The organism is Dyadobacter sp. BHUBP1 (assembly GCF_050587785.1).
Classification (GTDB): domain Bacteria; phylum Bacteroidota; class Bacteroidia; order Cytophagales; family Spirosomataceae; genus Dyadobacter.
Genome location: NZ_JBOBIH010000006.1, coordinates 79856 through 93824, shown reverse-complemented (window position 1 = coordinate 93824; position 13969 = coordinate 79856). Strand labels below are relative to the sequence as shown.

Genomic DNA, 13969 nt, shown 5'->3' with positions numbered 1-13969 from the left:
TTTTCAAAGTATTGGTCAATGCTTTTACCGAAAATGTTCGATTGACGTTGGATCACATGTCAACCAAATGATAGACGGATTTGTTCACTTAAACCGTTGCCTTCCTGATTTGTATAAAACGTTCTTCCTGTCAATGGGAGGGTTACAGGCTGGGTTGTCGTTTGCGTATATAGAATGTCGGTAGCGGAGCTTCTTGGATTTAAACTGATTTCTACGGTTTTGCATGTTGTGTAGGGGAGAAAAATAGGACATAACGTCTTTATTTTTTTGTTATTTTTGTTTTCGTATCTCGACACTTTCTTACATGTATATCGACGAAAATGCAGCGGACGAAGATCTGGTGGCTATGCTCATGGATGGCTCGGAGGCGGCATTCGACTTGATTTACGAGCGCTACTGGAAAAAACTCTATAATGAAGCCTACAAAAGGCTCAGCGATGCTTCCGATAGCGAGGAAATCGTCCAGGATGTTTTCGTCGACCTTTGGAATAAAAGAGAGAACCGGCAGATCGATAATCTTCGTGGATATTTGCTGGGAGCGGTGAAATACCAGGTTTTTGCCATTTACCACAAGCGAAAAACCCTCCCTGCATTCGAAGAGCCGCTTGATTATATGGCGTTTTCCAGCGACGATGCCGATTCCGGTTATTTGAGGGACGAATTGCTATCGAGCATTCATCTCTGGCTGGAAACGCAGCCGGAAAAGCGCCGTGAAATTTTCCGGCTACGCTACCTGGAAGGGCTCTCCACCCTGGAAATTGCCGAGCAGCTCGATATTTCAAGAAAGACCGTCCAAAACCAGCTTAATACATCCCAACAAAGCCTGCGCGAAAGCATCGGAAGGCTTCTTGCCCTTGTCATTTTGCTGCTTCGCCCGTAGCCGTTCCCGACCGTTTCCGGAGTTTCCTGGAATTTTTTTGAAAAAATTAGAAGTTCGTTTGGGACTTTTTCAGGAATTCCTTCACTGGTAAATAAACAGCGTCTATAAACATGCCAAGTGGAAATAGGAATAAGTTCAGGTCGATCGTGGCAAGGTACCTCAGCGGGAATGCCGATGAGGAAGAATCGGACATGATCGAGAAATACTATGAGCTTTTCGCGGGGAAGCCCGACCGGTTGTCAAAGCTCTCGGACGACGAGCTTGCGGATGTCCGGGAGCGAATGAAGGGGAATATTGCCAAACGTATTACGCCGCCGGGTCGGTCGCGACCGTTTCTGCCGGGCGTTTTCTGGCGTGTGGCTGCTGCGGTGCTCATTCTGATCGGTGCGGGCTGGGTTTTCTTCCTGGTAAGGGAACAGCGGAAGCCCGTAGTTAATCTTTCGGCGTCGAGGACGGTGGTTCACCAATCTGTAAAAGGGCAGACGAAATTTGTGATATTACCGGACGGAAGCCGGGTTGTTTTGCACGGCGATACGCGCGTCGAGTACGATCGAGATTTTAACCGTCAAACCAGGGAGGTATCGCTGTCCGGCGAAGCTTACTTCGATGTCGTGCATTTAAATGTGGGTGACAGAAAACCGGCTTCTTTTGTGATTAAAACCGGTAAGATCAGCACCACCGTACTCGGAACGGCATTCAGCATCAAATCCCTTCCTTCGGAAAGCGAAGTGGTGGTGACGGTTACGCGGGGTAAAGTGCGGGTAGACGACGGTAATAAACACACCAGTCTGCTTACCGCGAACCAGCAAGTGACGTACAACACCCGCACGACTGTCGCGGACGAGAAAGTGGTTAAATCACAGGAGCTTACCGCCTGGGTACAGGCCGATATGGTGTTTCAGGAAATGCCTTTTGGGGTCCTGGCCGAAATGCTGGAAAAACGTTACGGCGTGAAAATCTCTTTTCAAAATCCCCGATTGCAGCAATGCCTCATTACCGGGCGGTTTTCAGGGACGGAGACCCTGGACGAAGTCTTTAAGGTGCTGACGCTGACGAGCAATACGAAATATACCCTGGAAAGCGGCGAACTGGTGTTAAGTGGGGAAGGATGCCGCTGAATTAACGAATAACTAAACTCTTATGAAACAGATTTCCATCCATTCGGGCCGGGCCCCGTAGCTTCCCGGCAGTCATATGAAAAGCTCCCCGGCCTTGGACAGCAATAGGGAGCTTTGAATAGAAAATTCGCAAAAACAAATTTCTAGACAATACAAATATATGAAAAAACCTATATCCGTAGGCAGGAGAACTGTGCCTATCCGGCAAGGTGTCTTGTGCCGGTATCTCTGCAATCTAATGAAGATCAGTGTTTATGGCGTCGGTGTTTTGATCATGGCAACCCAGCTGCTACTCGCAGGGGTGAGCGGCGCACAGGACATCCGGGATGTCAATGTCACCATGGGTTTGGAAAAGTCTTCTTTAAGGGAAGCGCTTCAAACGCTTCAACAGGAGTCGGGCTACAATATCTTCTATCTTTCAAAAGCTGTCTCGCCTTTTGACAATATCAGCCTCCGAAAAGAATCACGCACTGTTCAGAAAACGCTGGAATTGATTCTGGACGGGACTAAGCTGGCATTCAGGCAAGAGGGCAAAAATATTATTCTCACGGAAAGGGAGGTCGTTAGTCCCGAAACGAAAACCCGGGCTCCGGTCAGAGGTAAAGTGACCGACAAGGACGGGCAAGGCTTGCCGGGCGTGAGTGTGATTATCAAAGGAACCAGCCACGGGACCATTACCGATCAGAATGGCAGTTACAATCTCGAATTACCGGAAGACAACGCGGTGCTCATATTCAGTTTTGTGGGCTATGTGGCCCGGGAGCTGGAAGTGGGCACAAGAGAAGTGCTGGACGTAGTACTGGCAACGGACGAAAAGGCATTGGAGGAGGTAGTCGTGATTGGTTATGGTACCCAGAAAAAGGTGAACCTTACGGGAGCGGTGAGCAACGTAACAGGTTCCGAGCTGACCACGCGGCAAGCGCCGAACACGACTTCGCTTTTGCAGGGAAGAATGCCCGGCGTGCAGGTAACGCAGAACTCGGGGCAGCCCGGCGCTGAGAACGCGAGCATCCAGATCCGCGGGCAGGGGACATTCAGCGGCGCGGGGAACGATCCGCTCATTCTGATCGATGGCGTGGAAGGTAACCTGAACAATGTCAATCCGAACCAGATCGAGAGCATTTCCGTGTTGAAGGATGCGGCTTCGGCGGCCATTTACGGTTCGCGGGCAGCGAACGGGGTAATTTTGGTGACGACCAAAACGGGTACCGCCGGCCGGTTGAATGTCGATTACAGCTACAATTTCGGCAGTCAGCGCGCTACGTCTGTTTACGACAGGATCACAAACTCGGTACAGTTTATGGAGCTGCTCAACAAGGCCATCGCCCACACGGGAACCAATGCAAACCAGCTCTACACACCCGCACAGATCGAGGAATACCGGCAGGGAAGTATTACCAATCCCGCGCAGTATCCGAGTTATGACTGGATGGACGCCGTTTTCCGGACTTCCCCGATGCAGCAGCACTACGTGAGCGTGAATGGAGGCAAGGAAAATACCACTTACAATTTCGGAGCAGGTTACCTCAATCAGGAGGGAATCTTGATCGCGACCGGTTATAAACGGTACGACGCCCAGTTCAATTTCAAGACGAGTCTGAACAAGACGATCACTTTCGGCACCAACCTCGCTTTTTCCAAAGGCGACCGGAATGAGACGGCGCTGAACACCCAGTTCGACGGCAATTCAACCGAGGACCAGATTCTGAGCGCATTGGCTGCGCACCCCACATTTACACCGAAGCTTCCCGATGGAAGCGGCCGGTATGCTGCCAAGGCCTATATTCAGGAAGGCGGTAACAAAAACCCCGTCGCGCTTGCCGAAAACGGCGGTCGGTATGTAAGGAACTACTACGCACTGGCATCGGCATTTATGGATGTCAACATTTTACCGGGTTTGAAAGGGCAGATTAAAGGTGCCGTCAAGTTCAACGACCGGCAAACCAAAGTCCATGTGGTGGGCATTCCGGCTTATCTATTTTTGCCTGATGCGAGCGGTCAGTATCTGTACAACACGCAGTGGAATGGCACCGTGGGCGAAAACAACCTGACCGTCCGCAAGGAAAACGACGTGCAGTATACAGTATTTGGTACTTTGAACTACACAAAGAAAATCGGCACCAATCACGACCTCAATGCATTGCTGGGTGTGAGCCAGGAGACTTTCCGGTACGACCGTTTGCAGGGTTTTAAACGGAATGCCCCGTCGAACGATCTCCTGGAACTGGGCGCGTATTCTCCCGGCGGGCAATTGGCCGATGGTCTGGCTTATGAGTGGGCATTGCAATCGGTATTTGGCCGGGTAAGTTATAATTTCAAAGAGAAGTACCTGCTCGAAGGGAATTTTCGGTACGACGGCTCGTCGCGGTTCCCGAAAGGTAACAAATGGGGCTTTTTCCCGTCGGCGTCGGCAGGTTGGAGACTTTCGGAAGAGCAATTTCTGAAACAGGTTACCTGGCTCGAAAGTTTGAAAGCACGCGTATCGTGGGGTCAGGTCGGTAACCAGAATGTAAACCGGTCGCTGAGCGGGGAATCGGTACCATACCCGTACCAGCAGGTTTTGAACCCCGTAGTGTACAATATCGGCGGCTCGTTGCAGCAAGGTGTCACGCAGACCGACCTCATCAACCGCAACATTACCTGGGAGACCACGACCGTAACGGACGTGGGTTTTGACTTTGGCTTGTTCCGGGCATCGGTGTTCGGGAGTGTGGACTGGTATTCCAAAAAGACGACGAATATCCTGAGACCTTTGCAGGTGCCTGATTTTATCGGTGTTGCCGGCCCGACGGTCAACCTGGGCGAAATGAGCAATACGGGAGTCGAAATCTCTTTGGGTTATCAGAGCAGGATCAAGGACTTTCGTTACAAAATCCAGGGCAATTTTGAAACCTACAAAAACAAGGTAGTGAAGTTTGGCGCACGGGAGGTGAACAATGGAAACGGCACCGTAACCCAGGAGGGCTTGCCTTATAACTCCTACTTCATGTATGTTTTTGATGGTATCTACCAAAATCAGGGTGAAATCGACAACGGTCCCACGCCGCTCGTGAAGCCCAAACCCGGCGATATGAAATACCGTGATATCAGCGGGCCGAACGGTGTCCCGGATGGTAAAATCACGACCGACGACCGTATGGTTGTCAGCGGTGCATTCCCGAAGTTCAACTACGGAGTGACCTTTAATGCAGATTATAAGAACTTTGACCTGGGAATATTCCTGCAAGGCGTAGAAGGCCGCAAGATTTACATTAAGGAGTGGGGGATAGCGCCTTTCCGGCAGGCAGGACCGCCGCCTACATTCTGGGAGAAGGCCTGGGACGGCGAAGGTACGTCGAACACGATCCCGCATATCTTCAACGAAAACTACGCGCCCAACACCCAGGTTTCCGACTGGTGGCTGCAAGATGCATCCTATTTACGGTTAAAGAACTTTCAGCTGGGATATAGCTTCCCGGCCAAGTTGATCAACCGCGCGAAAGTCCAAATGCTCAGATTGTATGTTTCCGGTGATAATTTATTGACATTCAGTAAATTTTTTAAAGGAATAGACCCTGAGCGTGCGGCCGCCAGCGGCAGAGCGGCTATTTATCCGCAGGCCAAGATCTACTCATTTGGTGTTAAAGTCACATTTTAATCCGTAATGCCATGACAACCAGATTCGCGAAAAATATATTTCTCCTTCTATTGACAACGGTCGGGTTCGCCTGCAAGGACACGCTGGACAAAAACCCGCTTGCAAATCCCAATTCTGAGAACTTCTGGAAAACGGAGACGGAGGCCAACAAGGCGCTGATTGCCTGTTATGCCAAATTGAAAGAACCCATTATATCCAATGGTCCCGCGCAGAGCGGAAACTTCCTGTTTTGGGAATCGCTGTCCGATAACGCGTCCAATACCTCGGGTTATGAGTCTTTCGACGTCGTGATGCGCGGCGAGCACAATTCGGCTACGACGGGTATCGTCAGCAAATCGTTTAGCATCGGTTTCCAGGGGATCGCTGCGTGCAACTACTTCCTCGCGAACATCGACCGGGTAACGGCTACTACCGACGCCGTCCGCAACCGGATGAAAGGGGAAGCGTTGTTTCTGAGGGCTTTTTATTACAATGACCTTACGCAGCTCTACGGCGATCTGCCCATTCTCCTGAAACCCGCGGAACTCGACGACAATATCCGGGAGACTCCAAGAGCGCCTAAGACGGAGGTGGTCGCGCAGATACTGAAAGACCTGGATCTTGCCATTTCATACCTTCCCGCGAATGCGTATACAGACGGGCGTGCCGTGAAGGGGTCGGCTATTGCATTAAAAACGAGGGTGCTGCTGAATAACGAGCGGTACGGTGAAGCGGCCGATGCGGCATGGAGCCTGATCGGTGATCCTGCGAATCCGTTCAAGCTCTCGGACAGCTATTCGGGGATATTCTTTGGGAACCAGGCCAACAACCGGGAGATTATGTTTTCTGTTCAGTTCAAGGCACCGGACGACTACCATTCGCTCGACCAGGTGATTGGCGCCCGGATGTCCGTATTCCCCACAACCGAGCTCCGGGATGCTTATGAACCGAACGATCCGCGCAGAAAAATGACCATTTTTGAAGCGGGCGACCCATGGGCTTATAATCCAGCCGGTTTCAAACAAACCGGAAGCCTCGCCGAAGGACAAATTCCTTACACAGGCATGGCCTTCAAAAAGTGGGTTAACCTGGCGATCAACAACGGATCAGGCTCCACATTAAGCGAGCAGCATATGGTGAAAATTCGTTACGCCGACTTGCTGCTCATGTACGCCGAAGCGATGTTTGAAAGTGGGAAAGGGAGTGACGCGAATGCATTGAAGGCGTTGAACGACGTGCGCGCCAGGCCTGGCGTAGGAATGCCTGCGAAAACTACCCTCACGCGCGACGTGATCCGAAATGAGCGGCGCGTTGAGCTGGCTTTCGAAGGATTACGGTACAACGACCTGGTCCGCTGGAAGCTGTTGGATAAAGTGATCCCGCAAGTTGCGTACGACGCGAAAGGCACAAAAAGAAAATTCAAATCCTACCTATTACCTATTCCGTTGGGGCAAATGGATATTATGAAAGGGGTTTGGGCGCAAAACGAAAATTACTGATAACATAAAATGATGTTTGGTATCAAAAGATTGGTGGTGCTGGTACTTCTGGCGTCCACCCGGCTATTGTCTGCGCAAGACCTGACGATCAAGAGCCCCGATAACAGGATTTTGTTCCATCTTTTCACAAAAAGTGATTCCCTGTTCTACCGCATTTCCTATGAAAACAAGGACGTGATCGAAGCTTCGCCCATCTGTATGTCGCTGGACGGGAAGAGCATTACCCACAAAATCAATATAGGGAAAGCGGAGAACTATCAGGTGAAGGAAGAATATCCCTGGAATGGCGCCCATTCCGTAGCCAGGAACCATTGCAACGGCTCGAAGATCGGCATTAGCCGGGGCGGAATACGGTACACCGTCGATGTAAGGGTATTTAACGATGGCGCGGCATTTCAACTGACCATTCCCGGCAAGTCCGACGCGAAACGCATTGCCGACGAATCCACCGTTTTCAGGCTACCCGCGGGGACCACGGCCTGGTACCACGACCTGTACATGCATTACGAAGGCGAATACGCACGGAAAAGCATGGACACGGTAAAAGCCGGACAATGGGCTGCGCCTTCGGTGACATTCCGGCTGCCCGACAGCCAGCTCTACTTGTCGGTGACGGAGGCGGACCTTAAAAATTATGGTGGAATGGCTTTGCAGACCGACGGTAACAAGGGAATGGTACTGAGGCTACCTCAGTATCAACCGACTGCCTATCCCTACAAATTGCGTTACAGCGCAGAAGACGTGCTCCGGCTGTCGCAACCTGCTGCCATCGGCGGAACGGTAACCACTCCCTGGCGCGTGATTGTAGTTGCAAATGGGTTGAATGCGTTGGTCAACAGTGATATCGTGCACAACCTGTGCCCGCCGCCGGATAAGAAGCTTTTCCCGCAGGGCATTAAAACCGACTGGATACAGCCCGGTTCCGCAGTTTGGAAATACCTTGATAACGGGGGTGAAGGTACCCTGGAAACGATGAAGGAATACTCCCGACAGGCAGCCGAGCTGGGTTTCAGACATAATATTCTCGAAGGTTTCTGGAAAAAATGGCCGGATAGCGACTTGAAATCACTCGTGGATTATTCCCGCGAAAAAGGGGTTTACATCTGGTTGTGGGTGCATTCGAAGGAGCTTCGGGATGCGAAAACGCGGCAGGCGTTTTTCAGGCATTGCCGTGATCTGGGCGTTAGCGGTTTAAAGCTCGATTTTTTCGATCACGAGGCGAAAGAGGAGATTGATTTGTACCAATCGATCCTGCGGGAAACCGCGGAGTTGAAGCTCATGGTGGATTTCCACGGTGCCAACAAGCCCACAGGTCAGGAACGCACCTGGCCCAATGAGCTGACCCGCGAAGCAGTGAAGGGAATGGAGGCAAGTAAGCTGAAAGACCGGGCCGGGCATAATGTGACGTTGCCGTTTACCCGTTTCGTGACCGGCCACGCGGAGTACACACCCGTACATTTCGGCGAGCGCCGGAAAAACACGACCTGGGCGCATCAGATTGCAAGTGCCGCCATCTTTTCGGCTCCGCTGCTTACCTATTCAGCAAGCCCTGAGCATTTGCTGGAAAATCCGGCGGTGGACATGATCAAAAGTATTCCGTCCGTTTGGGACGAGACTATCGTACTGCCGGGGTCTGCGATCGGCGAGGCGGCCGTATTTGCGCGCCGGAGCGGGAAGCGCTGGTTTCTGGCTGTCATGAACGGTGCTACCCCTAAGAACATTGATATTCCGCTGAGCTTCCTGGCGGAGGGTACTTTCACTGCTTCGGAAGTAAGGGATTCAGATGAGAACCCTGCGAGTGTAACGCTTGAAAAGGGGAGCTATGACAAAAATGGTAGCATTCACCTGAACCTGGGAGAAGGTGGTGGTTTCATTGCAAAATTTATACGCCCATGAACGCGATTTTTAGGATCATAACCATTCCAATATTCGGCCTGTTTATGGTGATGCTGCTAAGCTTACAGCAACCGGTCAATGCTCAGGATATCTATGCCGGACGTTACAAAGCCGTTTTCACTAGTCCGCCTCGTAAAGTGCCGACTTCCAAAACGCCGGACGGGCCATTGGCGGGAAACGGGGATATCGGGCTTACATTGGGAGGCGACCCGGATAAGCTGCGCTTCTACCTCGGAAAGAATGATTTCTGGCGTGCTTATCCGGTTTACCCAGGCGGTGGCATTGCCTTGCCCGGATGGTTGGAAATCAATATTCCCGCACTTGCAGGGGCCGACTATTATGCCGAGCAAATACAGGACAAAGCAGAAATCGCCGCCCGGTTTTCAAAGAATACCCTTTCGGTGTCGGTGAAAACCTGGGTGTCCGCAACGACCAACACGGTTGTGATAGAGCTGGAAGCTAACAAAGCTTGCGCGATGTATTTTGCATTGAGAGCGACGGAGGGAAACACATCCGTCAATGCGCAAGGGACCGAGGCAGGCGTGCATTGGGTTACGCGCTCTTTTGAAAATACCCCATTGCTTGCATGGCCGTCGCACGTGGCGATGGGCGTAAGCGTATTAGGCACTAAACCGGAAAACGATGGCGCCATTACCCTGACGCCCGGCAGCAAGGTGACTTTGGTAGTAACCATGTATTCCAACCACGATTCGAAAGAGTGGAAACAAAAGACGATAGCGGAGGCGAAAGCCATGACGCTGGCGAAAATTAACGGGTTACAGAAGGCCCACCAGGCATGGTGGGCAAAGTATTGGAGCCGGTCGTCCGTGCAGATAGGCGACCCGTTTCTGGAAAAATACTATTATGCCTCCCAATACCTCTTCGGGGCGACTTCGCGGGCGGGCAAATTTGCACCAGGCATTTGGGGATCATTTATTACGAAGGATTCTGCCGCATGGGGTGGCGACTACCACCTGAATTACAACTATCAGGCCCCTTTTTGGGCCGCCTATTCTTCAAACCATATCGATGAAACCGATAATTTCGACAAGCCCCTGCTCGATTACATGGAAAACGGGAAGCGGCACGCGAGAGAGCTTCTTGGTATCAGGGGGATCTATTACCCGGTTGGGATCGGTCCGATGGGGCTGGTCACTACCCGCTGGCCACTGACGGCCGACGAGATGGAGACAAGGTACGCTTCCCGCGAAAATACAATTGACGGAGGATACAAATTCCTGGGACAGAAAATCAATGCAGTGTTCAGCGTGGGCAATATGCTCATGCGTTTTTACAGCACATATGATGCTGCGTATGCGCGCAGGGTGTATCCATACATGCGCGAATGCGCGAATTTTTGGGAAGATTATCTGAAATTCGAGAACGGGCGGTACGTGATTTATATGGACCACTATAATGAGGTGATGCCCAACCTTAAAAATAAAGGTCAATGGCGCCAGCTCCTGGGCGATTTCAACTCGACATTATCGGTGGGATTGGTCAAAATGCTGTTCAAAGGGATGATAGACGTGAGCGGGTTTCTAAATGTCGACCAGGAAAGACGGAAGAAGTGGGAGCATATTGTCAAGCATATGAGCCAGTTCACAGTAGGCGAGGTAGACGGGAAGTTGAGCCTCAAAAATGTCGAAACCAGCCCTTCACCGATTCATAGCAAGGTTGAGGGGCTCGCCAGGGTGTCGATCCACGGACTGGTGCTACCGGGAGGTGTATGCGGGCCTGTGACCGATTCTGCATTCAACCAGATATTGTTGAGGGACGTCGGTCGCTGGAAAGACAAAATGAAAGCACCGGGGGAATGGGCAAATACCTTAGGCAATGGTGTCGAGACCTGTTTTCCGGCAGCTATCAGAGTAGGATATGACTCTGACGAGGTGATGAAGCAACTCACAGACCGTATCAAACGCCAGTCCCTGCCTAATCTCTGGATTACTGCGGAAGGCGGCGGCATTGAGACGCTATCGGCAGTTCCATTGACGATCAATGAAATGATGATGCAGAGCTATGAAGGCGTCATCCGGGTATTCCCCAATTGGAACAGAACAAAAAATGCCAACTTTGATCAGCTCCGTGCCTATGGTGCCTTTCTGGTCAGCTGCGCTTTGCAGGAGGGAAAAATTGGGTCTGTCAAGCTGCTGAGTGAAGCGGGAAGGCCTTGTGTTATGGAAAACCCCTGGCCGGGTCGCCCGGTACAATTGCTTCGGAATGGAAAGAAAGCGGAGCAGCTAAGCGGCAAGATGTTTTCTTTCGCAACTTCGCAGGGGGAACGGTTGGAGCTCATTAGCCTTTAAGCATCATTCTCAATTAATTGATTTGCTATGAAATCATTGTCGATGACCCTTTTACTATGCATTGTTCAGCTGGCGGCCTTCTCCCAGAATAAGTACCACCTGCTGGTGATCACCGGCGGGCACGGTTTCGAGAAAGTACCGTTTTACAATATGATGGATTCATTGGGTAATTTCACCTATGACCAGTTGGAGCAGCCCAAAGCGAATGAACTGATCGCTTCCTCTGAGGTGGGCCGATACGACGCGCTGGTTTTTTACGACATGAACGATTCGATTACGCCTGCTCAAAAGCAAGCCTATCTGCACTTGCTGCAAAAAGGCAAAGCGATGGTCTTTCTGCATCATTCATTGGTTTCCTATCAGAATTGGGACGATTTCCTGCGAATAATCGGCGGCAAGTATTACGAAAAGGCTACGATGGTGAATGGAAGTCCGGTGAAATCGAGCTATCAGCATGACGTGATCATTCCGGTAAAAGTCGAGAATCCGGCACACCCGGTCACGAAAGGACTCACCGATTTTGAAATCTATGACGAGGTTTACGGGAACTTCCTCACCCAGCCAACCATCGGGCCACTGCTGAGTACGACACATCCCGGAAGTTCAAAATACATTGCATGGACCAACCCGTATGGCCGCAGCGAGGTGCTCTTTATTCAGCTGGGTCACGGGCCTGAGGCTTTTGGTAACTCCAACTACCGGAAATTGTTGCGCCAGGGCATTGAATGGTCGATCAAACGGCACCGGTAAAAATATCTTAAACCAAAAACATACTAAGTAGTATGTTTTTGGTTTAGCTTTGCATGGAAACTCAAAAACCATGCATCAAACACTTCTCATTTTACACTCCATCAACCGATGGCTTGTTCTGGCAAGCCTCTTTTATGCAATCGGGATCGCCTTGTCCGGCCTTCGTTCGGGCAGGGCATTTTCCGTTGCCGACAATATAGTCAGGCACGTTACAGCTACTATTGCGCACGTCCAGTTGCTGCTCGGACTCTCGCTTTACATGATTAGCCCTGTCGTGAAGTTCGATGTCGCCGAAACCGTGGGCGCCGGGCTTGTCAGCGAGCACATCTTCTTCCGGCTGATTCACATTGTCCTCATGGCCATTGCAGTGGTCGTGATCACCGTCGGGTCGGCCAGGGCGAAGCGCATTGGGTCGGATAAGGAAAAATTCAGGACCATGCTCGTTTGGTTTGCAATTGCTTTGCTGATCATCCTGGCCGCCATTCCCTGGCCATTCTCACCGCTGGTTAACCGGCCCTATTTCAGATCATTTTAATTATCACGCATTTCTTATGCTTCAATTATTCAAAACGCCCATTGGACGCCTGAGAATACTCGGTTTTTTCGAAGGTATTTCGTTGATTTTACTGGTTTTTATTGCTGTTCCCCTAAAATATTGGGGTGGCGAACCTTTGCTCGTAAAAGTGATCGGGCCTATTCATGGTCTGCTTTTTACGCTGTTCGTATTGGCCACATTAAGCGCCGCAGTGACTTATAGCTGGAAGTTTTCAGAAATTTCCTGGAAAGTCCTGCTGGCTTGTATGATTCCATTCGGGACTTTTTATATCGATAAGTACGTCCTGGCCCGTGAACAATCTGTTTGGGATAATCGTAAAGACCAAGGTGTTTAAAACAGGAGGTAAGCAGGGACTAGGATTGGCGATGCTGCTATGCCTGGTGTTGGCGGTTGTATTAATGCAGGCTTGCAACAATGGCCCGCATGCAATCAGCAACAATGTTTCCTTTAAAGCCAGATTGTCGGAATACGCATTGTTCAAGGGCGAAATGCCGGATCTCGTTCCGGCCGACGGCGTGGTACCGATCCTGATCGGCTCCTCATTGTTCACCGACTACGCCGAAAAGCAGCGCCTCCTGAAAATTCCCAAAGGTCGGAAGATGGTCATTCAAGGCGACGGACTTCCGTCATTCCCCGACGGCACGCTGCTCGCGAAGACGTTCTATTATTCAAAAGCAGGGAAGGGAACGAGGCTGATTGTAGAAACCCGCTTGCTACTGTATTCCAGCGGCAAATGGAACGCCGCTACTTACCGATGGAACGAAGCGCAAACCGATGCGGAACTGTTGACGGAAGGAGCCACAGTACCGGTTTACTTCGAGGACAAGTATGGGAAATACCGGCATCTGGAATACAAGATTCCGACGCAAAATGACTGCGGTACCTGCCACCGTTCAGGTGATGAGCTTGTCCCGCTGGGCCCTCAGATACGAAATTTGAATATCGATGTCAATGTAGGAGGCGAAAATGTCAATCAGTTGGTCTACTTCATGAAGAAAGGGGTGTTGAGCAAGGCAGACGTTGGGGGAATTGCTTCGCTTCCGGATTATAAAGATTCGTCGGGGGCATTGGCGCTACGGGCCAGGGCTTACCTTGAAATGAACTGCGCTCATTGTCACCGCGACGCCGGCTCGGCCGCCGGGACCTCGTTGGACCTGAGTTATAACACGCCGTTTGAGAAAACAGGTATTGGCTATAACAAGGAAAATATGGTGATCCGGATGAGCACGATGGGCGAATACCATATGCCCCAAATCGGCACGACGACGCCCGACGAGGAAGGGGTAAAACTGATCAGGGACTATATTAAAAGCCTTGCGGACTAATTTGACCTGTAAAAATTGTA

Annotated in this window: 10 protein-coding genes; all 10 read left to right on the top strand. The window is 51.0% G+C overall.

Going from position 1 to position 13969, the window contains the following annotated elements; all coding sequences use genetic code 11:
* The first annotated feature begins 304 nt into the window (after positions 1-304).
* The 10 genes from ACQ4MZ_RS22540 (at position 305) to ACQ4MZ_RS22495 (ending at position 13949) form a co-directional block, all read left to right on the top strand.
* Positions 305-880, top strand: a complete 576-nt coding sequence (locus ACQ4MZ_RS22540) for an RNA polymerase sigma factor (RefSeq protein WP_430848747.1) — start codon at positions 305-307, stop codon at positions 878-880.
* Positions 881-990: 110 nt separating this feature from the next.
* Positions 991-1998, top strand: a complete 1008-nt coding sequence (locus tag ACQ4MZ_RS22535; RefSeq protein ID WP_430848745.1) for a FecR family protein — start codon at positions 991-993, stop codon at positions 1996-1998.
* Positions 1999-2236: 238 nt separating this feature from the next.
* On the top strand, positions 2237-5635 hold the full coding sequence (locus ACQ4MZ_RS22530; RefSeq protein ID WP_430848743.1) for a TonB-dependent receptor: 3399 nt from the start codon (positions 2237-2239) through the stop codon (positions 5633-5635).
* 11 nt (positions 5636-5646) lie between these two features.
* On the top strand, positions 5647-7113 hold the full coding sequence (locus ACQ4MZ_RS22525; RefSeq protein ID WP_430848741.1) for a RagB/SusD family nutrient uptake outer membrane protein: 1467 nt from the start codon (positions 5647-5649) through the stop codon (positions 7111-7113).
* 9 nt (positions 7114-7122) lie between these two features.
* Positions 7123-9009 carry a glycoside hydrolase family 97 catalytic domain-containing protein gene (locus ACQ4MZ_RS22520; protein WP_430848739.1) on the top strand — a complete coding sequence of 629 codons (1887 nt, stop codon included), beginning with the start codon at positions 7123-7125 and terminating at the stop codon, positions 9007-9009.
* Positions 9006-11318: a glycosyl hydrolase family 95 catalytic domain-containing protein gene (locus tag ACQ4MZ_RS22515; protein ID WP_430848737.1), complete on the top strand. Its 2313-nt coding sequence runs from the start codon at positions 9006-9008 to the stop codon at positions 11316-11318. The genes ACQ4MZ_RS22520 and ACQ4MZ_RS22515 overlap by 4 nt, the downstream gene beginning before the upstream one ends.
* Positions 11319-11345: 27 nt before the next feature.
* Entirely contained in the window at positions 11346-12068 is a 723-nt protein-coding gene (locus ACQ4MZ_RS22510) for a ThuA domain-containing protein (RefSeq protein ID WP_430848735.1), read from the top strand.
* Positions 12069-12138: 70 nt separating this feature from the next.
* The gene (locus tag ACQ4MZ_RS22505; RefSeq protein ID WP_430848733.1) at positions 12139-12603 is read left to right on the top strand and encodes a hypothetical protein; all 465 of its coding nucleotides are present in this window, start codon (positions 12139-12141) and stop codon (positions 12601-12603) included.
* Positions 12604-12619: 16 nt separating this feature from the next.
* Positions 12620-12958, top strand: coding sequence for a DUF3817 domain-containing protein (locus ACQ4MZ_RS22500; protein WP_430848731.1), 339 nt, complete (start codon positions 12620-12622; stop codon positions 12956-12958).
* Positions 12951-13949, top strand: a complete 999-nt coding sequence (locus ACQ4MZ_RS22495; protein WP_430848729.1) for a hypothetical protein — start codon at positions 12951-12953, stop codon at positions 13947-13949. Before ACQ4MZ_RS22500 ends, ACQ4MZ_RS22495 begins: the two co-directional genes overlap by 8 nt.
* Positions 13950-13969: the final 20 nt, after the last annotated feature.

Bases quoted from the DNA above. Each gene is read 5' to 3' on its own strand.
- ACQ4MZ_RS22520 (WP_430848739.1), top strand. From the start codon at position 7,123: ATGATGTTTGGTATCAAAAGATTGGTGGTGCTGGTACTTCTGGCGTCC.
- ACQ4MZ_RS22530 (WP_430848743.1), top strand. From the start codon at position 2,237: ATGAAGATCAGTGTTTATGGCGTCGGTGTTTTGATCATGGCAACCCAG.
- ACQ4MZ_RS22525 (WP_430848741.1), top strand. From the start codon at position 5,647: ATGACAACCAGATTCGCGAAAAATATATTTCTCCTTCTATTGACAACG.
- ACQ4MZ_RS22505 (WP_430848733.1), top strand. From the start codon at position 12,139: ATGCATCAAACACTTCTCATTTTACACTCCATCAACCGATGGCTTGTT.
- ACQ4MZ_RS22515 (WP_430848737.1), top strand. From the start codon at position 9,006: ATGAACGCGATTTTTAGGATCATAACCATTCCAATATTCGGCCTGTTT.
- ACQ4MZ_RS22500 (WP_430848731.1), top strand. From the start codon at position 12,620: ATGCTTCAATTATTCAAAACGCCCATTGGACGCCTGAGAATACTCGGT.
- ACQ4MZ_RS22510 (WP_430848735.1), top strand. From the start codon at position 11,346: ATGAAATCATTGTCGATGACCCTTTTACTATGCATTGTTCAGCTGGCG.
- ACQ4MZ_RS22535 (WP_430848745.1), top strand. From the start codon at position 991: ATGCCAAGTGGAAATAGGAATAAGTTCAGGTCGATCGTGGCAAGGTAC.
- ACQ4MZ_RS22540 (WP_430848747.1), top strand. From the start codon at position 305: ATGTATATCGACGAAAATGCAGCGGACGAAGATCTGGTGGCTATGCTC.